Genomic DNA, 24,674 nt, shown 5'->3' on the forward strand with positions numbered 1-24,674 from the left:
ACGGCGCCGGATTCGGCGGTCCGGTGGCTCCGACGATCACCATTCTCATTCTTCGACTGTGGCCGACGCCGCTGATAGGGCACCGGCACGCCGCGTCAGCTGCCGCCCGCCGATCATGACCGCGGCGATGGCGGTCACGCCGAGCAACGCGCCCGTGACGAGGACGCCGGTCACCGATGTGCAGCTGACGATCACGCCGCCGGTGAGCGCACCGAGGGCGACGGCCAGGTTGTACATGGCGGTATTCAGGGCGGTCGCGGCCTCGGGATGGTCGGGGGCGGCCTGCAGGATCCAGGTCTGCACGCCGACCGGAATCGCGCCGAATGCCGTGCCCCACACCAGCAGTGCCACGATGCCGCTGACCGGTGTGGTCGCGATGAGCGGGAAGAGTGCGAGTGTCACTGCCAGCAGGGCGGCGGCGGCGACCAGGGCGCGCCGCGGGTCGCGGCCGGCGGCGGCGCCGCCCGCGAAGGTTCCGGCCACGCCCGCCAAGCCGAAGGCCAGCTGTGCGGGCCCGATTGCCCCGGCGCCCAGACCGGAGATGTCCTGCAGCATGGGCCGGACGAAAGTGAATGCCGCCCAATGCCCGCCCACCAGAAGGAAGGTGGCGATGACGCCGGCGCGGACGGCCGGTGTGCGCAACTGCCGCGCCAGGGCGCGGGGGCGGACCACCTCGGTGGCAGGCAGGGGCGGCAGCAGCAGCCGCAGCGCGAGGGCGACCACCGCGCCGAATCCGGCCAGTGCGGCGAAGGCGACGCGCCAGCCGCTCAGATTGCCGATCAGCGTCGCGGCCGGCACGCCCAGCACGTTGGCCGCTGTCGCACCGCCGAACGCGAGCGATATCGCTCGTGGAATATGGTGCGCGGGAACCAGTCTGACCGCGCACGAGGCGGCCAGGGCCCAGAAGCCGCCGATGGCGATGCCGGCGACGGCACGTGCGGCGAGCAGGATCGCGAAGTCCGGTGCCAGCGCCGAGACCACTGTCGCGGCCAGCATCAGCCCGATCAGCCCGATCAGGACCGTACGCCGGTCCGATCTTCCGATCGTGACGGGCAGGGTGGTCGCGGCCGCGGCGGCCATGAGTCCAGGCAGCGTGATCGTCAATGCGACCGCGCCGGGAGAGATGTCGAAGGTGTGACCGATGGGGGTGAGCAGGCCGACCGGCATGGCCTCTACGGTGACCATCGCGAAGGTGGCGGTGGATACCGCCACGACGGCGAGCCAATTGCGGATCGGGGTTCCGGCGCCGGTGGATTCGTGGGTGGAAGCGATGGGGGCTGCCATTACTTCCACCTGCTCGTGTCGGAGGAGGAGGTGGTGTTCGCCATGTTCGCAACACTTCCGGGCGGCGCTGATGCGACGCTGGCGTCAGCTGACAGCGCGCTGGTACAGGGCCTGCGCGAAGAGGACGTCGGCCTGGTCGCAGGGGGTGCGCCGCCCTTCGTTCAGGGCGGAGAGGAATCGGCGCTGCCCCAGCGCTTTCCGGGCGAGGGTGCACGCCTGCCGTACGTCGGGGCCGGGATTGCCGTTCGTGATGCGACCGGTCACCTGGTCGATGGCTCCCAGCAGGCGCGCGGCCGGTTCGGGTGCGCCGATGGCCAGGGCGGCCAGCGCATAGCCGACGGCGACGACGGGGAACAGTCGTGGTGCGGCGGCGGCGAGATCGCGGGCGATCACGAGTTGCCTTGTCGCAGCGCCGATTCGGCGCGTTTTCACCAGTGCGATCGCGTAGTGTGTGCGCCCCAGGATCTCGTCGGCGGCCAAGGCCGCGGCCGGACTGCGGTCCGCACCGCGCAGCGGACCGTCGTCGCCGAACAATCGACCGTACAGCTCGATCGCCGTGCCCGGTTCGCCTTGCCGCAGTGCCAGATCGGCCTCGGCAATGCGGAGCCACTGCGCCGTTCCATCGGGCACCTGGGTATCCACCCACCTCCGGGCGGACGCCAGGTAGGCGGCGCCGCCATCCACATCGTTCTCCCGCAGATGCAACTGCGCGGCGCGGCGCAGCACGCCCACGACCTCCTCGGCCCCCAGGCCCGGGGTCAGCAGTTCGGCGGCCCGGGCGATGAGGGGAGCACCCGCGGCGAGCCCCGCGGATTCGATCCGGTGGTGGGCCAGGTGCAGCAGCGCCCGGCTCACCCCGCGCGGCTCGCCCAGTCTCTCCAGAATGCTGATGGCCGCTTCGAGGTCGGCCACGCATCGCTCGAACGACTCTGTGTCACCGCCGATTTCGTCCAGCGCCCGCAGCACCAGCGCATTGCCGCGCAACCAGGCGTCCTCGGCGGCCAGGCACTGGTTCAGCAGCTCGCCGGCACCACGGTGCCGGTCGCGAAGTGCCAGCAGCAGCACGAAGATCGGATGCGGCGGCCGGGACTCGCCCATGGCGGTCCGCACCAGTTCATCGAATTCACCCGAGCAATCGGGTATTTGGCCCCACCACAACGGCTCGTGGTACGCGGGCAACTGGTGGGCGTAGCGGACGGCGAGAAAATCCGCGGCGCGGCCCGGCGGCGGAGCCGCACCGAACAACGCCAGCACCCGCGGTTGCCAGGCCAGGGCCTCGCCACGGAGCCCGCACAGCAGCCAATGCCAGATCAGGCCGCCGTACAGACCGACCGCACACTCGCCGTCCCCGGTGCGCACCGCCCATTCCAAAGCGGCCAGGCAGTTGGCGTGTTCGATGGTGAGCAGGCGCGTCGCCTGCTGCTGCCGCGCATCGAGCAGCCGTGGTGCCGCGTCCCGTACGAGAGCGAGGAAATTGCCGGCGTGGGCGTCCGCCAGTCGCCGGCTCTCGTCGGCCGCGTCCAATTCCGATGCGGCGTAGGCGCGAATCGTTTCCACCATTCGGTATCGCGCGCCGTCGAACTCGACGAGGGACTTGGCGACCAGCGCCGCCACAGTATGCGCGGTGTCCTCGCCGCCGCACACCGCGAGGATGGCGTCGAGCGTGGCGCCGTCGGCGAAGACGGCCAGCCTGCGCGCCAATTCGACCTCTGCACCGGTGAGCAGGTTCCAGCTCCAGGACACCACGGCATGCAGTGTGCGATGCCGGGCTGATCCGTTGCGGCCGATCGAGTCCAAGAGGCGGAAGCGGTGGGGCAGCCGGTCGGCCAGATGACGTACCGGCAGGGCGTGCAGGCGGGCGGCGGCGAGTTCGATCGCCAGCGGCAGCCCGTCGAGGCAGCACACGATGGACACGATATCGGCGCATTCGGCGTCGGCCAGCCGGAAGTCCGGTCGCACCGCGCGGGCGCGGTCCACGAATAGCTGGACGGCGGCGGATTCGGCGGCGATCTCCACCGATGCACCGGGCTCCGGCACCGCCAAAGCCCTTACCGGGTACAACTTTTCGCCGTCGATGCCGAGCGGCTCACGACTGGTGGCCAGCACGGTCAGCAGGGGGAAGTGGCACAGCAGGAACGCGGCCAGCTCGGCGGCCGCGTCGATCACATGCTCACAGTTGTCCAGGATCACCAGCATTCGGCGCTGCCCCACGGATCGGTGCAGCACCGCGCGCCAGTCGGCGTCGTCGCTGGATCCGCCGAGGCCCAGGGCGGACAGCAGAACGGCCGGAACCGCAGTCGGCGTCGGCGCGTCGTCTTCGCGCTGGGGTGCGATGCCCGCGAGGTCGGCGAAAACGCAGGCGTCGGGCCAATCCGGCTGGACCGCAGCGAGTTCCGTCGCCAGCCGGGTCTTCCCGACGCCGCCCGTACCGGTCAGGGTCACCAGCGCGGAGTCGCGGAGCATCCGGGTGAGCTGGTCGAGATCGCGTTCTCGATCGACGAAGCTGGTCCAGCGTCGCGGCACTCCCCGCCCCCGCACGAGGGGCGCTCCCGCTGATGATTCCGGCGATCCGACGGCGGATTCCGGCACAGATGGTGCCGAATCATATTGTATCAGTTGCGAATCCAGCTCAATCTGCCTCGGTCCAGCCGGCGTCGGATGTGGCGGGTGGTCCGACTCGGCGGCCGCACCCGCGTCGATGGAGGTCAGTGCCGCCTGCAACGCCGGGCCGGGTTCGGCGCCGAGTTCACGGCGCACCAACTCGGCCGTGTGCCGGTAGATGTCGAAGGCCTCCGATTTCCGGCCCGCAGCGGCGAGTGCTGTGATGCGCCGGGCGGCAAGGGTTTCCCGGAAGGGGTGCGCCGTGCAGTGGTGAGCCAGTTCGGGCAGGGTCTCGCCGGCCCGGCCGAGCGCGAGCAGGAGATCGGCGCGGAGCTCGATCGCCGCCAGTCGCCGCTCGGTCAGCTCGGTGACCGTCGAGCGCATGTCCGCCGAGTCGACCACGCCGGCGAGCGCGTCCGAACGCCACTGTGCCAGAGCCAGATCCACCGCGCGGACGGCGGGCTCATGCCGCCCGGCCGATCCTGACCGCCGAGCCTCACCGAGCAGCCGGTCGAATCGGCACGCGTCGACCGCGTCCGGTTCGACCGCCAGTAGATACCCCGTTCCGTCCTTCACCACGCGATGGGAGCCGACTGCCGCGCGTAATCGGCTCACCAGGGCCTGGAGCGCATTCTCGACGCGCGCCGGCGGATCCCCGTCCCAGATCCCGTCGGTCAGCAGCCCGGTCGGAACCGTCGTCCCGGCGCGAAGTGCGAGCAGCGCCAGCAAGGTTCGCAACCGTGGCCCGACGATCGCGAACTCGCGCCCATCGGCCGCGACCACCGAGACCGGGCCGAGCACCCTCACCTGCACCACGTGACACCTCCACCTGACCTCCCGCCCATGATCACTGGAATCCGCGGCCGCTGTCGAACGGAATTCACACGACGGGATGGCCGCCGACGACACTGGCGGGCACCCGTTCTCGGACCTGCCAGTGTTCGACGATCAGGTCACCCTGGATGCGGAAGACATCCACGACCATCGTGCCGCGATCCCCCGGTCCGGTTGTGAAGAGGCTGTGCGCGAACACCAGATCTCCGGTGGCGGCGATCCGGCGCAGATCGAACCGGGCGTGCGGGAACCGCTGCCGCACACCGCTGATCAGCTCGATCAATGCCCGGCGGCCGTCGGGCAGGCTCGGACCGTGCTCGACCAGCTCGTCGGCGACGAAGCGATCGGCCAGATCGGCACGGCCCCGATTCCACAGCACTTCGAGGTAGTCGACGACGAGTGCGGTCATCTCGCTGCGGCCGTGCGATGGTCGAGCGATCAAGCGCCCGTCTCGATCATGACGGTCTTCTGCTCGGTGTAGGCCTCCAGCGCGGTGCGCCCGCCCTCCCGGCCCAACCCCGAGGTCTTGTACCCGCCGATCGGCGCATTGGGCATGAAGGTGTAGCCGTTGATGCCGACCGCTCCGGCGCGGATGCGGCGGGCCAGCCGGAAAGCGCGCCCGACGTCGGCGGTGTAAATGCCTGCGGCGAGGCCGTACTCGGTGTCGTTGGCGATACGGACCGCCTCGTCCTCGTCGGCGAACGGGATGACGGCCAGCACCGGCCCGAAGATCTCCTCCTGCGCCAGCCGGATGCCGTTGTCGACCTGGGTGAAGATGGTCGGGTTCAGATAGTTGCCGGCGCTCAGCGCGTCGCTCGGCCGATCGCCGCCGAGCAGCAGGTGCGCCCCCTCGGCGGTGCCGGACTCGATGTAGTCCAGCACCTTCACCAGTTGCTGCTTGTTGATCAGTGGCGACGCGTTTGTGGCCGGGTCGAACGGGTCGCCGTACCGCACCGATGCCGCGATCTCCCGTGCACCGTCGAGGAATTCGTCATAGCAGTCGACGTGCACGAGGGCCCGGGTCTGGGCGGTGCACTGCTGTCCGGACATGCCCAGCGCGATCATGCGCATCACCGTCCTCCCGGCCTCGCGGACGTCCGCGTCGGGGAAGACCAGGCTGGGGCTCTTACCGCCGAGTTCCAGGGTGACGCGTTTGATGTCCTGCCCGCTGGCCTCGAGAATGCGTCCGCCGACCCGGCGACTGCCCGTGAAACTGATCTTGTCGACGCCGGGATGGGTGATCAGCGCCTCGCCCGACGTGGTCCCGACGCCGGTGACGAGATTGAAAACGCCGGGCGGCAAATCCAATTGATCGATCAGTTCGGTGATCGCGAGGCTGCTGAGGCTCGCGTATTCGGAGGGTTTGAGCACGACCGTGCAGCCGGCGGCCAGCGCGGGCGCGACCTTGTTGGCCAGCTGCAGCACCGGCGCGTTCCAGGGCACGATGGCCCCGACCACACCGACCGGCTCACGGAAACTCAGGTACTGCAGGTCACTTCGCTCGGTGTACTGCGGATAGGTCTCCCCGCCGAGCTTGTCGATCCAGCCGAGGTGGTGATCGAACACGTCCCCGGCGACCTCGGCCGAGAGCCGGTACTGGGTGGTGAAAGAGATCGGCATGCCGTTCTCGAGCGTCTGGATCCTGCTCAGCCGTGGTGCGGCCGCGCGCAGCAATCGCACCAGGGGTTCGAGGATCGCCTTGCGCTCCTTGGCCCGCAGCCGCGGCCACGGGCCCTCGTCGAAGGCTCGCCGCGCCGCGCTGACGGCCCGATCGACATCGGCGGCCGAAGCGTCGGCAATGGTGGTGACCTCCTCGTTGGTCGCGGGGCTCAGGTGCTGCCAGCGTGCATCGGAATCGGAATCGACCCACCGGCCGTCGATGTAGAGCCGCCCCGGGGCGATCTCGAGAGCATCCCGGTGCGGAAGAACGGAAAAGTCGAGTTGGCCGACATTGTCGATATTCGTCATGCCGACCACACTCACCGGCCTCGCGGACACGGGACTGGCACGCGGCGACAGTCCGGTATCAGTGGCCGCGATCAGGCTTGCGGACATGGTGGACAATATGATCCGGCCCGGCCCGGGGAGGCCTGCCCGTGCCGCGAGCTATCGACTTCCGCGCATGGCGGCGTTCTGGCTACTGGTGGCCGCACTGGCCCTGATGCTGTTCGCTTCCTCGGCGCCGTCGCCGCTGTATCCCGTCTATCAGCAGCAGTGGCACTACTCCTCGCTGGTATCGACGGGCGTGTACGCGATCAATGTCCTTGCCCTGCTCGCCACTCTGCTGGTGGCAGGGTCGCTGTCCGACCACATCGGACGCCGGCCGGTGCTGTTCGCCGCCGCGGTGACGGCGCTGGCCGGGACGCTGATCTTCGCCGAGGCGCAGTCGGTGGCATGGCTTTTCGTGGCGCGCGGCGTTCAGGGCATCGCGGCCGGGCTGTCCACCGGAGCGATCAGCGCGGCATTGATCGATCTGCAGCCGCCGGGTTCACGGCTGGGCGTCCTGATGTCCAGCGTGGCCGCCGGAGCCGGATCGGCCGCGGGCGCGATGGCCTGCGGACTGCTGGTGACCTACGCGCCGGCACCCACCCACTTGGTGTTCTGGCTACTGGCGGCTGCCTATCTGGTGCTGATCGCGGGCGTCACGATGATGCCCGAGACGGCCGCGCCGGACGGTCGTGCGCTGGACTCACTGATTCCGAAAGTCTCGGTGCCGCAATCGGTCCGGTCGGTCTTCCGGACGCTGCTGCCGTCCATCGTCGCCACCTGGGCGCTGGGCGGGCTGTATCTGTCGCTCGGTGGGGCGCTCATGCGCGCGCAGTTCCATCTGAACAGCCCGCTGGCCGGCGGGCTGGTGATCGTCGCGCTGCAAGGCGCCTCGCTCACCGCCGCCGTCTTCACCCGCAACTGGACCATCGAGCGGGCACTGGGCCGAGGCCCGGCCTTCCTGGTCACGGGTGTCGTGATCGCCTTGACCGGCGTCGCGACGCATGAGGTGTGGCTGTTCCTCGTCGGCAGCAGTATCGCCGGACTCGGCACCGGACCGACGTTCACCGGCATCCTGCGGATGCTCACCGGGCTGACCGAGGCCGATCGGCGAGCCGAGGTGATCACGGCGACCTATGTGGCGGCATACCTCGCGTTCAGCCTGCCCGCCGTCCTCGCCGGACTCTGCCTGAGCCGATTCGACCTGTCCGCCACGGCCTTCGGCTACGGCGTGATCGTGCTCGTCCTCGAACTCATCGCCGTGCTCAGCAGCGCCCGGCACCGGGGCGCACTGAGCACCCTCACCGGCGCCCCGCCCTGTCCGGCGCCGTGCCCCGGCACCGTCGCGGCGAACCCGCGCGTCGTCGCCGCGCACGCCTGAGCACGACCCATCACGAAAGGAACCTCGATGACCACGGCACAGCGATTCCTGCAGGCCGATCCCGCCCGGCGTGAGCCGGTCCGATTCGCCAGTGGGACCGCGACCCTGGCCGGCCACCTGTACCGGCCGCCGGCCGCCGCACCCGGCGAGCGCACGCCGGGTGTGGTGATGTGCGGGCCGATCAGCAGCGTCAAGGAACAGACACTGCCGCATTACGCCGAGCGGTTCAGCGACGCCGGATACACGGTGCTGACCTTCGATCCCCGCAATTTCGGTGAGAGCGAAGGGGAACCACGCCATCGCTACGACCCCAATCTGGTCATCGCCGACTATGCGAACGCCATCAGCTATCTACTCATGCGGCCGGATGTGCATCCGGAACGGATTGCGGCCGTGGGTGTCTGCATGGGCGGCGGCTATGCCGTCTCCGTCGGGGCCCGGGACAAGCGGCTGAGGGCCGTGGTGAGCATCGCCGGCGGGTACAACATCGGCGGGACCTTTCAGCAGGGCCTCGGCATCGAAGGCTTCGCGATCTACTTCCGGCGGGTCAACGATCTGGTCCAGCACCAGTACGAGACCGGCGAAATCGCTTACATACCAACCATTGCCGAGGAGCTGACCGAGCAGATTCCGGTGGCGGTCATGCCGAACCCGGAGGCGTACGGCTACTACGACCGCACCAGCAGGACCGAAGCACCCAATTGGCCGCGCATGCTGACCGCGGATTCGCTCGAACCGTATTTCATCTACAACTCGATCGTGCACGCCCCGCTGGTCGCACCCACCCCGCTGCAGATCATCCACGGCACCGGGGATACCGCACTACTGCCGGAATATGCCCGCCAGGTCCACGATGCCGCCCTCGGGGTGAAGGAACTGGTCTGGATCGAGACCAGCAACCACATCGAACTCTACGACCAGGACCCTTACGTCTCCGAGGCCGCCGGCCACGCCCTGCGCTGGCTCGACCGCCACCTCGCCTGAGACGAATCATCCACCACGACAGGAGAACTCGACATCATGAATGCTGTGCAGGATCGGCTCGACATCATCGCGACCTGCTCCCTCATGGCCTGGCTCGCCGATCACCGGGACTGGGACCGGCTGGGCGAGGTCTTCACCCAGGAGGCCGTCCTGGACTACACCAGTCTCAACGGCGGCGAGCCGGTGACGCTGACACCCACACAGATCGGCGCCGCGTGGTCGCAGGTGCTGGGCAAGTTCGATGCGACCCAGCACGTGATCACCAACCATCTGGTGACCGTGGACGGCGACACCGCCGTCTGCACCGCCTACTTCCAGGCCACGCACGTCCTCGCCGATCGATTCGGCGCGCCGACATGGACATTGGGCGGAACCTATCGCTTCGACCTGACCCGCGCGGCGGGCGACTGGCGGATCCGCGCGGTCGTGATGACCGCGACCTGGGGCCGGGGCAACCGGGGGCTCATCGCGTAGCGTCCGTAATGGCGAGCGCGGCGTGTTCGGCCTCGATGAGCAGCGCCTCCAGCGCGGTGGCGTCCCCTTCGCCCGAAACCCTCTCGAATGCCGTGTCGCCGAGCATGTTCCGGGCTAGGGCCACCGCGCGCTCGCCGTCCGGTCCGAGCACCGTGCGGCCCTCGCGCTGGTACTCCCGTCGCAGGATGCCGATGATCCGCGCGGCCAGTTCGGGCAGGCCCGAGGCAAGAGCCGCCAGCGCATGCCCGAACGCCACGTCCAACAGCATCAACGGGGTCACGGAGACCGCATACTCGCGACAGATCCGCAGATGGTGCGCGGCGCACTCTGTCCGGCCCGCCTCGAGCAATACGTTCGCGTACGTGACACGCCAGTAGACCGGCGAATACATTCGCATGACGTTGCGGTGGTCGGTGATCAGCGGTGTGGCCGCGAAAACCGGCCCGAAGAGCTCGAGTGCGCGGTCGGTCCGCCCTTCCCGCCATGCCAGGTGGGCCTGGACAAGGCATCGGCTGTGTCCCAGGCGGTCGGTCAGCTCCGCGGGGTCGATGCGCTCGGCGCGGGCGAGATAGCCGGCGGCGCCCGCGACATCGCCATCGGCAAGATGCAGGTTCGCGGCGGCGGCCAATGTCCGGTACAGGACATCGGCACCGAGTTCGGCGGTCAGCAGTTCCGTCGCACGGCTGATCAACGGTGCGGCGCAGCCGACTCCGTGCCAGATGGCACGCATTTGCGCCAGTGTGAGCAGCGCCGTGCTCAGCGTGCGCGGATCACCGGATTCGGTCAAGCAGTCCACGGCCGCTTCGAGATCGGTGAAGATGTGCGCGATCGGCTTGGCGTCGACATCCTCGAACGCCCGCAGTATCAGCGCATGGCCGCGTAGTCCGGCATCCTCGTCGATCGCGCAGCGGTCGAGCAGACTCGGATCGCCGCGGTGATGCTCCCGCAAGGCCAGGATCAGCACGAAGAACGGATGCACACCGCGTGGTTCGGCCATCGCCACCCGGATCAGTTGTTCGAACTCGACGGAGGCGTCGGCAATCGACTCCGATACGACAGTCACTGTCGGTTCCGGGAATTCCTCGGCGTACCGGCACATCAGAAACGATCCCGTGCAGCCGGGCGGTATCCGCGCGCCTGCGACGCCGAGCACCTCGGATCGCCAGGCCGACACCTGGGCTCGGTGTCCGCGCAGCAACCAGTACAAGGCCAGATCACCGAACAGCCGCACGGCGAATTCCGGTGCCCGATGCCGCACCGCCCAGCCCAGAGCCGCTTCACAGTTGCCGTGTTCGGCGGCGAATCGGTGCAGCCATTCGTGCTGGGCAGGCCCACGCAATTCCCGCGCGCCGACCTCGCTGAAGTCGACGAACCACGCGGCATGCGCGCGTTCCCACCGCTCGGTCTCACCCACCCGGGCCAGTTCCTCCGCCGCGTAGGCGCGAATGGTGTCGAGCATCCGATAGCGGTGGCCGTCGAATTCCACCAATGACATCGCGACCAATCCGGCCAGCCGATCGGCGACGGCCTCGGCATCGTCGAAGTCTGTTCCGCACACCCCCACGACAGCATCCAAGGTCGCGCCGCCGGCGAAAACCGAAACGCGGCGGGCCAACTCGGCATCGGCGGCGGGCAGCAGCCCCCAGCTCCAGGCAACCATTGCCCGCAGCGAGCGATGCCGAGGCGCCGCCCCACGGGATCCGTTGGCCAGCAGGGCGAAACGATCGTCGAGCCGGTCGGCGAGCGCCCGCGGTGACAGGCCGTGCAGGCGGGCGGCGGCGAGCTCGAGCGCCAGCGGCACCCCGTCGAGTCTGCGGATGACGGCCGCGACCGCACGGCAATTGTCCTCGGACAGGTGGAAATCCGGCCGGACCGCGACAGCACGATCCATGAACAGCCGGACGGCGGTGCTGGCGGCGGCCTCCTCGACCGTCACATCTGCCGCGGGTACCGGCAGGGCCCGCACCGGGTACAACTGTTCACAATCCACCGCCAGCAGCTGACGGCTGGTCGCGAGAACAGTCAGCAGCGGAAGCCGATCCAGCAGACTCACCACCAGATCGGCCGCCGCGGCGATCAGGTGCTCGCAATTGTCCAGAATGAGCAGCATCCGCCGCTGCCCCAGCATACGGACGAGCAGATCGATCCAGTCCTGGCCGGGCTCATCGGTGATCACGCCCGGTGCGACGGCGGCGAAAACCGCTGCCGCAACCGCATTCCGGACTCTGGCGCCCGGGCGTTCCGGCGTGACCGCCGACAGTTCGGCGAATGCGACTCCGTCCGGCCATTGTTCGGGACGTGCGAGTACCAGTTCGGTGGCCAGCCTGGTCTTGCCGATACCGCCGGGGCCGACCAGCGTCACCAGGCGGTGGCGCTCGAGCATCCCGGCGATCTCGGGGACCTCCGTGACGCGGCCGACGAAACTGGTGAGCCGTCGAGGCGACGCCGGCACGTCGCGGGGGACGTGGGGTGGTTCGGGTGGCAGATCGAGGTCCGCGACCGCGCGGCGCAGCACCGGCGACGGTTCGACCCCGCGTTCGGTGCGCAGCAACCGCTCGGTGCGGCGGAACTCCTGCAGCGCATCGGATGTGCGACCGGCGGCGGCCAGCGCCGTCACCAGGCGAGCCGCCAGCGACTCCCGGAACGGGTGCGCGGCCGACTCGGCGGCCAGCCCGCGCACGACCTCCGCGGCCCGTCCGAGCGCGAGGAAGGCATCGGCGTGTAGCTCGATCGCCGTCAGCCGCCGTTCGGCGAGCACCTCGGCCGCGACGCGCAGCACCGCGGTCTCGACGGCATCGCCGAGCGCCGGTCCGCGGCAGAGTCCCAGCGCCCGTTCCAACGCCCCCACGGCATCGTCCGGCCTGCCCTCCGACAGCGCATCGCGCCCGGCGTCGAGCAATCGCGCGAACCGAATCGCGTCCACCGCTTCGGGTTCGACCGCCAGCAGGTATCCCGGTTCCACCCACACCACGGCATCCTGCCCGGTGATCGCCCGCAGCCGTTTCACCAAGCTTTGCAGCGAATTCTCGGGTGAAACAGGCAGCTGCTCACCCCACACCGCATCGATCAGCCTCGATACCGGGACCACATTCCCGGCCTCGAGCGCCAGCATGGCCAGCAGCGCCGACAGCCGCGTCCCGCGCACCCCGGCAACCACCCCATCGCCGGAGATCACCTCCACCGCCCCCAGCAGCCTGATCCGAATCACCCTGTGCCACCTTCTGTTCCCGTTCGCCCGCCGACGGCGTCCAGGATGCGTTCCCCCGCTGGCAATCAGCCGTCAGTGTCGTATCAGCCGCAGATCGCAGCGGTGCACCGATGACATTGCCTATACCTGTCCGGTCATTCCCTGGGAGCGCGACTTCCAGACCAGTAGTGCGGCTTGGGCTATGAAGAAGATGCCGCCGCCGGTGGCGTAGACGGATAAGACATTCAGGGATGGGGAGGGGGCGGTGGCCTGGGCGACGTAGACGGCGCCGACCAGGAAGGACAGGCCGCCGGAGATGAGGGTGGGCCATTGTTTGCCCAGGGTGGGACCGCGCCGGTAGAGGCCGACCGCGAGTTGAGCCGCACCGGATATCGTTGCCCAGACACCGAATACGGCCAGGACGGCGGCCACGCCGCCGGCGGTTCCGGCGATGCCCAGGGCGATGGCGGCCACGGTGCTCAGGGTGCCGTTGAGGGCGGTCACGCGGCGTTCGGAGCCCTCCGGTACCGCGAGCCAGTCGATGGCGGAGGACACCGCGTCGATGAGGGGGTAGGCGATCAGCAGGGTGAGCGCGACGGCGTTCAGGGGGTCGTGGGCCGCGGCGAAGGCCAGGGCCCATGCAATGGCCAGGAGGCCGCGGACCAGGGACAGGCGGATCAGCGACGAGCGCCCGGACATCGAAACAGGCTGTACCGCAGTGGTGTTCATGGAAACTCTTCCATTCGATCGGGGTGAGGCAGGAAAGGCGGTGGGATCGCTAGCCGATGAGATCCCGTGTGGTGGGTCCCCGCCCGTGCAGTACCGCGAGCTCGGCCCAGCTCCAGAGCGCCGCCGGACCAGCGAAAACCGTTGCCGCACTGACCTGCTCGCCCCAGCGGAACGCACGAAACGGAGACATGTCGATCACTCCTTGGGTGAGAAGACGAATTCCCGGACCGCGTGGTCGAAGCGCTGGGGTTCTTCCAGATGCCCCATGTGCCCGCTGTGCTCCAGGACGGCCAGTCGCGAGTGCGGCGCGGACATCACACCGCCCGCAGCGGGCCGGCGAACGACTTGCGCAGCGAGGACGGTCCGACCAGCGGCAGCAGTGCCGCCAGCAGCTTGCCCTTGAAGGCCTGCGGAGTCCGGGTCAGTTCGACATCGACCCGGGTGCCGCCCGCTTCCGGCGTGGCCCGGAAGACCCAGCCCCCGCCCGCGCCGAAGAGCTTGGAATCCAGGGTGGTGATGGTGACGGTGTCGCCGTCCGGATCCCACTGGTAGCGGGCGCGTTCCCAGGCGCCGGCCGTGCCTTCGGTGACCTCGGCCCAGGTCTCGCCGCGGTCGTGGACGACGAAATGCTCGGCGTCGATGCTCGGCCACGCCTCGGTGCGGGTGGGGCCGAAGTCGGTGAGCACCCGCACGACCTCGGCGGGAGTCAGTGTGGACAGGAGATGAAAACGTACCGTAGCCATGGAAATACCTTCGCCGCCGCGGGCAGGCGGCCGAATCTGTCAGTTGACGTTGAGGTGACGTAATCCTGTTTCGGTAAGGTCGCGACCGGTCCCGTACGTCGTCACGGGTCCAGGAGGAGAGCACCACCCATGCCGATGGTCGGACGAGACACCGAGCTGAAAGCCCTGGCCGCACTCGTGGACGGCCCCGGCGACCAGAGCGGCATCCTGATCGAAGGGGAACCCGGAATCGGCAAGTCGTCGCTCGTCGAGGAGACGGTCGCCATCGCGGCCGCCACGGGGCTGCGGGTGCTGCGGACCGCGGGTGCGGAAGCCGAACACGGCCTCGACTACGCCGGGCTGCAGCGGCTGCTGTACCCGCTGCGCCGCGCGTTCGATGCCCTGCCGGCGCGCCAGTTCGAGTCGCTGACAACCGCCCTGGGCATGTCGGATGCCGTGGGCGAGCCCAGCCCCCACCTGGTGGGGCTCGCCGCCCTGACACTGCTGGCCGATCTGGCGGCCGAACAGCCGCTGCTGGTCGTCGCCGAGGACGTGCACTGGCTCGATCCCGCCAGCGCCGAGGTCCTCGCCTTCGTCGCACGCCGTATCGACTCCGAGCCCGTCGCCCTGGTCGCCACCGTGCGCGACGGCACGAACTCGCCGCTGCGCGACGCCGAGCTGACCGCCATGCGGCTCGGCCCGCTGTCCGATGCGGACGCGAACGCCGTGCTCGACAGCACCGCGCCGGAGCTGTCCGCCCAGGTCCGCCGCCGGGTGCTCGCCGAGGCGCACGGCAATCCGCTCGCCCTGACCGAACTGCCCACGGCCGTCGGGGATCTCGCCGAACCGGTGCCGACCCTCCCGTTGACCGAACGCCTCGAACGAGCGTTCTCGGCGCGCAGTGCTGCGTTGCCCGAGCGCACCCGGTCGGCATTGCTGGTCGCGGCGCTCGACGACGGCGATTCGGTCGCCGAAACACTCGCTGCCGCAGGGATTCTCCTGGGGTCCGAGGTCGGGGCTGACATTCTCGCCCCCGCCGTGGCGGCCCGGTTGATCGATATCGGTTCCGGCACAGTGACTTTCCGCCATCCACTGGTCCGCTCGGCTCTCGTGGCGGCCGCGACGGCCGAGGAGCGCCGCCGCGCGCATCTGGCGCTCGCCGACCTGCTCACCGCGTCTCCGGATCGCCAGGTGTGGCATCGGGCGGCGGGTACCGCCGGAGCCGACGAGGAGGTGGCCGCGGCGCTCGAGGATGTCGCCGAACGGTCCCGGCACCGCGGCGGTGCGGTCGCGGCGCTGGAGCGGGCCGCCGCGCTCAGCGCCACCCCGGGCCGGCGCGCGGATCGCCTGTTGCGTGCGGCCGAACTGGCCGTCGACTCCGGTCACCGCGACACGGCCGACCGACTGGTCGACGCCGCGCGCACCCTCCCCCTCACCCCCGCGCAGGAGGCCACCGCGAAGTGGCTGCTGAGCGGATTCGAGGACGGCATGCGCGAAAGTCCGTCGCGCATCGGCGAACTGGCCGCGCTCGCGGCCTCCGTCGCCGCCGAAGGGTATCCGGATCCCGCGCTGCGGATCATGTGGGGTGCGGCCATGCGGTGCTTCTGGTCCGAACCCGGGCCGGAGACCCGGCGCGCGGTCCTCGCGGTCGCCGACACCTTCGGCATTCCCGACGGTGACCCGCGCAAGCTGGCGATCGACTCGATCGTGGCCCCGTTCGAACGCGGCGAACAGGTGCTGCGCCACCTGCGGGCGCTGGCCGCGACCACGGGCCGCGATCCGGAGGTCGATCACTTTCTCAGCAGCGCGGCATACCAGGTCGGCGCCTTCGACCTCGCGGCGCAGTTCGCCGGCGCCGCCGCACCCGGATTCCGTTCCGCCGGACGGCTGGGGCTGCTGACCCGGGCCCTCGCGATCCAGGCCTGGAGCCTGGCCCGGCTCGGTGACCTCGCCGCCGCCGCGCCCATCGCGGCCGAGGCCGCGGCCTTCGCCCGCGAGACCGCGGCGCCGTTCATGCATGCGGTGGTCATCGCGGTACAGGCCGAAATCGCGGCTCTGCGTGGCGACTACTTGCAGGCCGCCGAGCTCACGGCGGACGCCGAACGGACCGGACTGGCCGCCGGTGCGCGGCCCGTGCTGGCCACCGTGCAGCTCACCCGGGGGCTGATCGCGCTCGGTGAGGGCCGATTCGACGACGCCTTCACCGATCTGGCCCGCATCCACGATCCGCGCGACCCGTCGTATTCGCCGGCGCTGCGCGCGTGTTTCCTCACCGAACTCGCCGAGGCCGCGGTCCGCGCAGGGCAGACCGACGCGGCGGCGGAACTGTTGCGCGGCCTGGAACCGGTGGCGGAGTCCACGTCGTCGCCCGCCCTGCACATCGGAATGCGGTATGCCCGAGCGGTGCTCGCCGGTGACTCGGCCGGCAAGCTGTTCACCGCCGCGCTGGAGGCGGATCTCACCGGGTGGCCCGCCGAACGCGGCCGCCTGCATCTCGCCTATGGCGAGTGGCTGCGGCGGCAGCGCCGGGTGGTGGAGTCCCGCACCCATTTGCGCACGGCCCGAGAGACTTTCGATGCGCTGGGCTTCACGGCGTGGAGCGAGCGGGCCCGCCTGGAACTGCGCAGTGCGGGCGAATCGAGCCCGAACCGCGATCCGGATGCCCGCGAGCGGCTCACCCCGCACGAGCTGAGCATCGCGCAGCTGGCGGCGCAGGGGCTGACCAATCGGGAGATCGGGCAGCGGCTGTACCTGTCGCACCGGACCGTCAGCACGCACCTGCACCGCATCTTCCCGAAGCTCGGGATCAGTTCGCGCGGTGACCTCGCGGCGCTGCTGTCGACCGAGGACGAGCCGGCGCGGTAGCCCAACCGACACCGAGTACGTCATCCGACGCTCGCGACTCCGGTCGCCCGGTTCCTAGCGTCTGATGACATGAACATCAGCAGACGATTTTTCGGTGGTGCGCTCGCAGCGGGCGCGGCAAGCCTGGCCGCGGCCTCGCTGAGCGCCTGCGCCACGGATTCCGCGACCGCGCCGGCGACCACGACTCCGGTCGGCGCGGACCTGCGGAAGGGCTCGGGCGCGAATACGACACTGGGACCGATCAAGCAGATCGACGCCGGTGTCCTCAGCGTCGGCTACGCGGAATTCGGGCCCAGCACCGGGCAGCCCGTGATCCTCTTGCACGGCTGGCCCTACGACGCCTACAGCTACGCCGATGTCGGGCCGCTGCTGGCGGCGGCCGGGTACCGGGTCCTCGTCCCATTCCTGCGCGGCTACGGCCCGACCACCTTCTTGTCCGCGCAGACCGTCCGCAACGGCCAGCAGTCGGCGATCGCGCGCGACATCGTCGACTTCATGGACGCGCTGCACATCGACCGGGCCGTGCTCGGTGGATTCGATTGGGGCGCACGCACGGTCGACATCATCGCCGCGCTGTGGCCGCAGCGCGTCAAGGCGATGGTCGCGGTGAGCGGGTACATCGTCACGCAGCAGGCGGCACAGCAGCAGCCACTGCCGCCGGAGGCCGAACTCGGCTGGTGGTACCAGTACTACTTCGCCACCGAACGCGGTCGCCTCGGCTACACCCGCAATCGGCACGACTTCAACAAGCTGATCTGGAAGCGCGCGTCCCCGGCATGGAATTTCGACGACGCGACCTACGACCGCACCGCGGCCGCCTTCGACAATCCCGACCATGTCGACATCGTCATCACCAATTATCGGTGGCGCTTGAGCCTGGCCCCGGGCGAGCCGCAATACGACGCCTACGAACAGCAGCTCGCCACCGGACCCGCCATCACCGTGCCCGCGATCACCATCGGCAGCGACTTCGACGGAACCGCCAAGGACGGAAAGCCCTACGCCGCCAAGTACACCGGTAAACATGAGCACCGTGTCCTCGACGGCATCGGGCACAACGTCCCGCAGGAGGCGCCACATCCGTTCGCGCAGGCGATCATCGACGCCGACCACCTCTGAACAACCCGTGCACCGCCGGGCCCGGCAGCTGCCGCTGGGCCCGGCGGTTCGCTGTCCGGTCTCGCCGGACTCGATCGCACGCACCGCCTTACCAGGGTGTCAGACGGTGATCGTCTGATACTCGGTGTACTGGCCCAAACCGACCGCGCCGTACTCGCGGCCGATGCCGCTGGTCTTGAATCCGCCGAAGGGGCCGTCGAATCCGATCGGCGCACCGTTGATGGTGACCGTGCCGGTCCGGATGCGGCGGGCAACGGCCAGCGCGGCGGCCTCGTCCGCCGACCAGACGCCACCGGAGAGTCCGTAGTCGGAGTCGTTGGCGATGCGCACCGCGTCGTCGATGTCGTCGTAGGCGAGCACGACCAGGACCGGCCGAAGATTTCCGCACGGGCGATGCGCATGTCCGGGGTGACGTCGGCGAAAACAGTTGGGGTGACATAGAAGCCGTCCCGCAGTCCGGGCGGGACCTGCGGACCGCCACACACCAGGCGCGCGCCTTCGGCGATACCGGCCTCGATGTAATCGCGGACCCGCTGTTGCTGATCGCCGCGCACCATGGGCCCGATGAAGGTTTCCGGGTCGCGCGGATCACCGACCGGCAAGGACTCGACCAGCGCCGCCAGCGCCGCGACCACCTCCTCGTAGCGGGAGCGCGGGGCGAGGATCCGCGTCTGGGCGATACAGGACTCTCCATTGTTCGAGAGCGAGCCGAATTTCAGGCCGTTCATCACCGCCGTCAGATCCGCATCGGGCAGGATCACCGCCGGCGATTTGCCGCCCAGTTCGAGACTCACCCGTTTGAGCTGGGTGCCAGCGATGGACGCGATCCGGCGACCGGCCCCGGTCGAGCCGGTGAACGCGATCTTGTCCACGCGCGGATGGGAGATCAGGTACTCGCTCGTTTCCCGATCCGCGGGCAGCACGCTGATCACGCCCTCCGGCAGGCCGATTCGATCCACCAGCTCGGCCAGCAGACCCATGCTCAGCGAATTCTCCGGAGACACCTTCAACACCACCGAATTTCCGGCGAGCAGGGCGGGCAGGATCTTCGACGTCGCCGAGGAGAAAGGCGAATTCCACGGGATCACCGCCGCCACCACGCCGACCGGTTCGCGCCGGACCAAACTGCGCACACCGGTATCCGGGTCCGACGGGGTGAGCGTGTGCTCCCAGTCGAGATTCTCGGCGGCCGCGAGGTAGGCATTCGCCTGCCGGGTCAGACCGGCCTGGCCGGCCTTGGTGAACCATGCGGCGGAACCGTTTTCGTCGGTGATGAGCTCGGCGATCCGGTCGGCCTGCTCCTCGCGCAGCTTGTTGAACCGTCGCAGCGCCGCGATTCGCTCGGTGGGCGGGGTATCACGCCAGACGCGGCCCTCGAAGGCCGCGTGCGCCGCCGCCACCGCGCGGTCCACATCGGCGGGTTGCGCCTGCGCCGCCCAGCCGATGACCGATCGATCGTGCGGCGAGAGGATCTCCAGCAGTGCCGGTTCGCTGGGTTCGGTCCACGAACCGCCGACGTAGAGCCGATCGTAGGTGATCATCTGGTTTCTCCTGCGGTCGGCGAATGCTGTTGGTCGCGATAGGTTTCCAGCAGCCGGAGCCAGACTTCACTGATGGTGGGAAAGGACGGCACCGCATGCCAGAGGCGGTCGAGGGGGACCTCGCCGGCGATGGCGATGGTGGCCGAGTGCAGCAGTTCGGCGACGCCCGGTCCGGCGAAGGTCGCGCCCACGATGACCCGGCGGTCCGGGTCGATCAGGACTCGGGCCCGGCCCCGATAGCCGGGATCGTGCTGGATCGCCCCGGCGACCCGGCCGATGTCGTAGTCGACGACGTCCACGCCGCGCCCGGCGCGCGCGGCGTCGTCGGTGGTGAGACCCACCGCCGCGATCTCCGGGTCGGTGAACACGACCTGCGGCACCGCCTCGAGGTCGGCGGTTCCCGCGTGGCGACCCCAGCGTCCGGTGTCCAGTGCCAGCCCGCGCGCGCGGGCGGCGATGACCGTCCCGGCGATGCGGGCCTGGTACTTGCCCTGATGGGTCAGCAGCGCACGGTGATTCACGTCCCCGACCGCGTACAGCCACTCCCCGTCGACCGCGGTCACGGTGAAGGCGTCGTCGGTGGTGAGCCACTGGCCGGGCGTCAGGCCGATCGTGTCGAGGCCGAGGTCGTCGGTCCGGGGTGCGCGTCCGGTCGCGAGCAAGAGTTCATCGGCGACCAGCCGGGTGCCGTCGGCGAGGGTGAGGTGGATGCTGTCGTCGGGTCCGCCCGCGCGCTCGGCGGCGGTGATGGTGGTACCGAACCGCAGGTCCACTCCGGCGTCCCGGAGCTGCTCGGCGACCAGGTCCGCGGCGAAGGCTTCGACACGGCCCAGCAGCCGGGATTCGCGGGCGATGAGGGTGACCCGCGCGCCCAATGCCTGCCAGGCGGCGGCCATCTCGGTGGCGACGACTCCGGCTCCCAGAATCGCGAGCCGGTCCGGTACCGCCCGGGCGCTGGTGGCTTCGCGACTCGTCCACGGCCGCACGGCATCCAGGCCGGGCAGTGGCGGCAGAGCGGCCGACGTGCCGGTGCACACGGCCACCGCATAACGGGCGGCGAGCCGCACGGTCTCGCCCTCCGGCGTCTCGACCGTCACGCGCCGGGGTCCCGCGAGCCGGCCGTGGCCACGGATGAGTTCGACATCGACCGAGGCGAGCCAGTCGAGCTGGTCCCGGTCGTCCCAGTCGGCCACCATCCGGTCACGATGCTTCAGCACCGCGGCCGTGTCTAGGGGTCCGGTGACCGCCTCCCCGACACCGGGGAAGCGGGCGGCCTCGCGGTAGAGCAGCGCGGGACGCAGCAGCGCCTTGCTGGGTTCGCATGCCCAGTACGAGCATTCGCCGCCCACCAGTTCGGATTCGACGATCACGGTGCTCAACCCGGCGGCGCGGGTGCGGTCGGCGACATTCTCACCGACCGGCCCGGCCCCGACGACCACGACGTCGTAGGTACGAACTTCCTTGTCGGACATGAGGTTCCCTTCGATGGCCGAGTCAGCGGCCGGGTGCGCGCTGCGTGATTTCCTGCAGGAACCAGTCGTTGCCGTCCGGATCGGTGAAAGCGGCGAACGATCCGTAACTGCGGCGCTGCGGATCCGCTCCGGGGACCCGCCTTTCGGTTCCGGCATGGTGGAACACGCCGGTGGCATCGCGGAACGGTCCGTCCACCGCGATCCCGCGTCCGGTCAACTCCGCGACGGCCTTCTCGATATCGGTGACGATCAGATGCAGACCCCGCAGGGATCCGGGCGCGGCCCCGGTGACGCCGGTGCCGAAGATGATCGAGCACTCCGAGCCGGGCGGGGTGACCTGCACGACGCGATAACCGTCGTCCACGGGGAAATCGGCGTCGAGACGGAAGCCGAGGCGCTCGGTGTAGAAGACCTTGGCGCGATCGACGTCGGCGACGGGCAGGACGACGACTTCCAGTTTCATATCCATGATTCGTGTTCTCCTCGAATGTCTTTCGCGATTGTCAGTGGGCGGAATGCTTGGCGGCCCGCTCGATCACCTCGGCCACCCGATCGGGGTGCGAGACGGCCACCGAGTGCGAGGCCGCGATCTCGGTGACCTGTGCGTGCGCCCGCTCGGCCATGAACCGTTGTGCCGCAACGGGGATGTTGAGGTCCTGGGTGGTGATCACGTCCCAGCTGGGCTTGTCGGTCCAGGCGGCGACGGTGGCCTTCTCCTCGAGCGCGGCCTGCAGGATCGGGCGCTGGGCGGCGGCGGCCAGGGCGGCGCGGTCGGCGGGGACGTCGGCGGCGAACTGGTCGTGGAACTTGGCCTGCTGGATGTACAGGTCGGTGCCGCTGCTGCCGTCGGGATTGGTGAACGGGACCGGGTCCAGCGTGCCGGGCAGGGTGGACCCGGGGAACTTGTTGGTCAGCTCCAGCGCGGTCTCGCCGGGTGCGGGCAGGAACGCCGCCACGTACACCAGGGCCTTGACCTGATCGCTGCCGGCCGCGGCGGCGCTGATGACCGATCCGCCGTAGGAGTGCCCGACCAGCACGACGGGTCCGTTGATGTGGCTGACCAGCCCCCGCAGCGTGGTGGCGTCGGCGGCGGGCCCGCGCAGCGGATCGGCTGCCGCGACAACCGGATAGTGGTCCTTGCGGAGTTGGTCGATGACATCGTTCCAGCTCGATCCGTCCGCGAACGCGCCGTGCACCAGCACGATGGTCGGCTTCGGCGCGTCCTCGGTCGGTCCGGCATGGGTGGTGGTGCTCGCGGTGCACGCGACGGCGAGGCTACCGGCCGCGACCGCCGCCGTGACCGCCGCGATCGCCCGGCCCGCGCGCCGCATCCGGAGGTGTCGAATGTCGACCATGTCATTGTCCTTTCGAGGTGAAGCACGTTGTGCGGCTTCCACTCTGGTTTCCGCTCCCCCACCGCCACATCTGTCGGCTGACGCCGACCATGACGTAGTCGTCACCCGGCGATCGATGCAGCGGCCAGGCCGGCGAGACCTGTGCGGGTGTGGCGCCGACCTCGGCCACCGGGCCGTCGGCGACGGCGTACTGGGATGTGGCTGTCATCGGTGGGACCCCTTCCTCTTCGCGAGCCGTGAATCGCGGGCGCGAAGGTCCGCGTCGAGGAAGATAGGTTTCGCGGGAATGCCGCGGCGAGCGTCGGATGACGTAATTACTGTCGGTCAGGCCGAGTTCGGGTGACGTAGTCCGACGCCGTCCGGCCCGAATGATCAGCCGATGGCGGTTGCGGTTCCGAGGGCGGTGAGCAGGGAAAGGCGTTCGGCGTCCGCGCTGCCGGGCTCGGCGGTGTCGATCATGATTCGCAGGTCGCAGCCCGCCACCGTGAGGACGGCGCAGTCCAGGGTCAGGGCGCCCGCGGTCGGGTGGTCGATGGTCTTGACCGTGATGTCGTAGCCGGCGACGGCGCCGGACTCCCACCGTGCGGCGAAGCGGGGGCTGTGGGTGCGCAGGTCGGCGATGAGGTGGCGCAGGCGCTGGTCGGCGGGGTAGCGGGCCTCGGCGGCGCGCAGGTCGGATACCAGTGCGGTTTCGAGGGATTCGAGGGTGTCCGGTGCGTAGCGGCCGAGGGAGCCGGGGCCGATGAAATGCCGCCACACCCGGTTGCGTTCGTTGCCCCGCCAGGTCGTGGAATCGCCCAGCAGCGCCGCGCATGCCGGATTCGCTTGCAACAGTGTCCAGGACGCGTCGAAGACGGCGACCGGGATGCCGACCAGCCGATCCAGCATGCGCTGTACCGCGGGCGGGATAGCGGTCGGGACGGTTCCGGGCTCGGGCAGTACCAGTCCGGCCAGCCGATACAGATGCGCACGCTCGTCGGCCGACAAGCGCAAGGCCCGCGCCAGCGCCTCGACCACCTGGGGCGAGGGGTTGGATGCCCGGCCCTGTTCGAGCCGGGTGACGTAGTCGACGGAGATACCGGCCAGCAGCGCCAGTTCCTCACGGCGCAGGCCCGGCGCACGGCGCGCGCCATTCGCCGACAGCCCTACGGCGTCGGGCGATACCTGATCGCGCCAGCGCCGCACCGCTACTCCGAATTCCGCTGTCGCCATGGGATTCATTCTGCCCGTTCGCCGATCCGCTCACCGTCGGCGGATTGCGCGGAATCGACCGTCCCAGCCTGGTATCGACAGTCCCAGGAAGATCAGGCGACTGGCTGATGCCGCCGGGCGGCGCGAATCTGAAGACATGACAACAACACTCATTACCGGCGCCAACAAGGGGCTGGGTTTCGAAACCGCCCGTCGGCTCGTCGCGGCGGGCCACACGGTGTATGTCGGCAGCCGCGACGCCGAACGTGGGCGGCTCGCCGCGGCGGAAATCGGGGCACGCTCCGTCCAGCTGGATGTCACCGACGACGCGTCCGCCGCCGCGGCCGCGAAGATCATCGAGGCGGACGGCGGACTCGACGTCCTGGTCAACAACGCGGGCATCGATATCGAGGGCAATGGCGCGGTCGACCTGGCCGAGGTCACAGCCGACATGATGCGAACGGTATTCGACACCAATGTTTTCGGTGTCGTGCGCGTCGTGCACGCGTTCCTGCCGCTACTACGGCAATCCACCGCACCGGTCATCGTCAATGTCAGCAGTTCCCTGGCCTCGATGGCACGCGGCACCACCCCGGGCACCCATACCTACGCCTATCCCGGACTGTCCTATCCCGCATCGAAGACCGCACTGAACAGAATCACCGTGCAATACGCGAAAGCATTCCCCGATATTCGGATCAACGCGGTGGAGCCCGGATACACCGCGACCGACCTCAACGCCCACGCAGGCAACCAGACCGTCGAAGAGGGTGCCGAGATCATCGTACGGATGGCCCGCGTTCCCCAAAATGGCCCCACCGGAGGCTATTTCGATGCCTCCGGAACTTTGCCCTGGTAGCGCCCGAGGTCCCCGCGACCTCGGCGATGACCGTCAGCGGCAAACTGTCCGGGTAGCCATCGACAGTAGAGGGAACCACACCGACAACTA

At 69.5% G+C, this 24,674-nt stretch carries 20 protein-coding genes and 1 pseudogene; 6 read left to right on the forward strand and 15 right to left on the reverse strand.

Annotation, left to right across the window (positions count from 1 at the left end; genetic code table 11):
- Nucleotides 1–45: 45 nt before the first annotated feature.
- The 4 genes from ACWEKS_RS14220 to ACWEKS_RS14235 form a co-directional block, all read right to left on the reverse strand.
- A complete protein-coding gene (locus ACWEKS_RS14220) occupies nucleotides 46–1,284 on the reverse strand; it encodes an MFS transporter (RefSeq protein WP_452340454.1) in 1,239 nt (412 codons plus the stop codon).
- A gap of 84 nt (nucleotides 1,285–1,368) precedes the next feature.
- A complete protein-coding gene (locus ACWEKS_RS14225) occupies nucleotides 1,369–4,701 on the reverse strand; it encodes an AfsR/SARP family transcriptional regulator (protein WP_452340455.1) in 3,333 nt (1,110 codons plus the stop codon).
- A 64-nt stretch (nucleotides 4,702–4,765) separates the two neighbouring features.
- Entirely contained in the window at nucleotides 4,766–5,128 is a 363-nt protein-coding gene (locus ACWEKS_RS14230; RefSeq protein WP_452340456.1) for a nuclear transport factor 2 family protein, read from the reverse strand.
- Nucleotides 5,129–5,157: 29 nt separating this feature from the next.
- Nucleotides 5,158–6,687 (reverse strand): aldehyde dehydrogenase family protein, encoded by a 1,530-nt coding sequence (locus tag ACWEKS_RS14235; protein ID WP_452340457.1) that lies wholly within the window; start codon nucleotides 6,685–6,687, stop codon nucleotides 5,158–5,160.
- Between ACWEKS_RS14235 and ACWEKS_RS14240 the strand changes: the two genes are divergently transcribed.
- Genes ACWEKS_RS14240 through ACWEKS_RS14250 form a run of 3 tightly spaced genes read left to right on the forward strand, consistent with a single transcriptional unit; the run spans nucleotide 6,686 to nucleotide 9,544 of the window.
- The gene (locus ACWEKS_RS14240) at nucleotides 6,686–8,086 is read left to right on the forward strand and encodes an MFS transporter (RefSeq protein WP_452340458.1); all 1,401 of its coding nucleotides are present in this window, start codon (nucleotides 6,686–6,688) and stop codon (nucleotides 8,084–8,086) included. The two genes, ACWEKS_RS14235 and ACWEKS_RS14240, sit on opposite strands and share 2 nt — an antisense overlap.
- 27 nt (nucleotides 8,087–8,113) lie before the next feature.
- Nucleotides 8,114–9,070 (forward strand): alpha/beta hydrolase, encoded by a 957-nt coding sequence (locus ACWEKS_RS14245; protein ID WP_452340459.1) that lies wholly within the window; start codon nucleotides 8,114–8,116, stop codon nucleotides 9,068–9,070.
- Nucleotides 9,071–9,106: 36 nt separating this feature from the next.
- On the forward strand, nucleotides 9,107–9,544 hold the full coding sequence (locus ACWEKS_RS14250) for a nuclear transport factor 2 family protein (RefSeq protein ID WP_452340460.1): 438 nt from the start codon (nucleotides 9,107–9,109) through the stop codon (nucleotides 9,542–9,544).
- Here the strand turns inward: ACWEKS_RS14250 and ACWEKS_RS14255 are convergent.
- The 5 genes from ACWEKS_RS14255 to ACWEKS_RS14275 form a co-directional block, all read right to left on the reverse strand.
- Complete coding sequence (locus ACWEKS_RS14255) at nucleotides 9,534–12,752, reverse strand: BTAD domain-containing putative transcriptional regulator (protein WP_452340461.1); 3,219 nt, start codon at nucleotides 12,750–12,752, stop codon at nucleotides 9,534–9,536. The two genes, ACWEKS_RS14250 and ACWEKS_RS14255, sit on opposite strands and share 11 nt — an antisense overlap.
- A 120-nt stretch (nucleotides 12,753–12,872) precedes the next feature.
- A complete protein-coding gene (locus ACWEKS_RS14260; protein ID WP_452340462.1) occupies nucleotides 12,873–13,460 on the reverse strand; it encodes a DUF308 domain-containing protein in 588 nt (195 codons plus the stop codon).
- A 49-nt stretch (nucleotides 13,461–13,509) separates the two neighbouring features.
- Nucleotides 13,510–13,650, reverse strand: a complete 141-nt coding sequence (locus ACWEKS_RS14265) for a hypothetical protein (protein ID WP_452340463.1) — start codon at nucleotides 13,648–13,650, stop codon at nucleotides 13,510–13,512.
- Between the two features lie 5 nt (nucleotides 13,651–13,655).
- The gene (locus ACWEKS_RS14270; RefSeq protein WP_452340464.1) at nucleotides 13,656–13,775 is read right to left on the reverse strand and encodes an alpha/beta fold hydrolase; all 120 of its coding nucleotides are present in this window, start codon (nucleotides 13,773–13,775) and stop codon (nucleotides 13,656–13,658) included.
- Nucleotides 13,775–14,203 (reverse strand): hypothetical protein, encoded by a 429-nt coding sequence (locus ACWEKS_RS14275; protein WP_452340465.1) that lies wholly within the window; start codon nucleotides 14,201–14,203, stop codon nucleotides 13,775–13,777. The genes ACWEKS_RS14270 and ACWEKS_RS14275 overlap by 1 nt, the downstream gene beginning before the upstream one ends.
- 129 nt (nucleotides 14,204–14,332) lie before the next feature.
- Here ACWEKS_RS14275 and ACWEKS_RS14280 point away from each other — a divergent pair, with 129 nt between their 5' ends.
- On the forward strand, nucleotides 14,333–17,047 hold the full coding sequence (locus ACWEKS_RS14280; RefSeq protein ID WP_452340466.1) for an ATP-binding protein: 2,715 nt from the start codon (nucleotides 14,333–14,335) through the stop codon (nucleotides 17,045–17,047).
- A gap of 69 nt (nucleotides 17,048–17,116) precedes the next feature.
- Nucleotides 17,117–18,166, forward strand: coding sequence for an alpha/beta fold hydrolase (locus ACWEKS_RS14285; protein WP_452340467.1), 1,050 nt, complete (start codon nucleotides 17,117–17,119; stop codon nucleotides 18,164–18,166).
- A gap of 99 nt (nucleotides 18,167–18,265) precedes the next feature.
- Here the strand turns inward: ACWEKS_RS14285 and ACWEKS_RS14290 are convergent.
- From ACWEKS_RS14290 to ACWEKS_RS14315, 6 genes and pseudogenes are all read right to left on the reverse strand, one after another.
- Nucleotides 18,266–19,707 (reverse strand): annotated as a pseudogene (locus tag ACWEKS_RS14290) (aldehyde dehydrogenase).
- A complete protein-coding gene (locus tag ACWEKS_RS14295) occupies nucleotides 19,704–21,179 on the reverse strand; it encodes a dihydrolipoyl dehydrogenase family protein (protein ID WP_452340468.1) in 1,476 nt (491 codons plus the stop codon). The pseudogene ACWEKS_RS14290 and the gene ACWEKS_RS14295 overlap by 4 nt, the downstream one beginning before the upstream one ends.
- A gap of 22 nt (nucleotides 21,180–21,201) precedes the next feature.
- Nucleotides 21,202–21,648 (reverse strand): VOC family protein, encoded by a 447-nt coding sequence (locus ACWEKS_RS14300; RefSeq protein WP_452340469.1) that lies wholly within the window; start codon nucleotides 21,646–21,648, stop codon nucleotides 21,202–21,204.
- 34 nt (nucleotides 21,649–21,682) lie between these two features.
- Nucleotides 21,683–22,534 (reverse strand): alpha/beta fold hydrolase, encoded by an 852-nt coding sequence (locus ACWEKS_RS14305; protein ID WP_452340470.1) that lies wholly within the window; start codon nucleotides 22,532–22,534, stop codon nucleotides 21,683–21,685.
- A 1-nt stretch (nucleotide 22,535) separates the two neighbouring features.
- Entirely contained in the window at nucleotides 22,536–22,742 is a 207-nt protein-coding gene (locus tag ACWEKS_RS14310) for a hypothetical protein (protein ID WP_452340471.1), read from the reverse strand.
- A gap of 164 nt (nucleotides 22,743–22,906) precedes the next feature.
- A complete protein-coding gene (locus tag ACWEKS_RS14315; RefSeq protein WP_452340472.1) occupies nucleotides 22,907–23,746 on the reverse strand; it encodes a helix-turn-helix domain-containing protein in 840 nt (279 codons plus the stop codon).
- 136 nt (nucleotides 23,747–23,882) lie between these two features.
- Between ACWEKS_RS14315 and ACWEKS_RS14320 the strand changes: the two genes are divergently transcribed.
- Nucleotides 23,883–24,584: an SDR family NAD(P)-dependent oxidoreductase gene (locus tag ACWEKS_RS14320; RefSeq protein ID WP_452340473.1), complete on the forward strand. Its 702-nt coding sequence runs from the start codon at nucleotides 23,883–23,885 to the stop codon at nucleotides 24,582–24,584.
- Nucleotides 24,585–24,674: the final 90 nt, after the last annotated feature.

The organism is Nocardia sp. NPDC004711 (assembly GCF_053601595.1).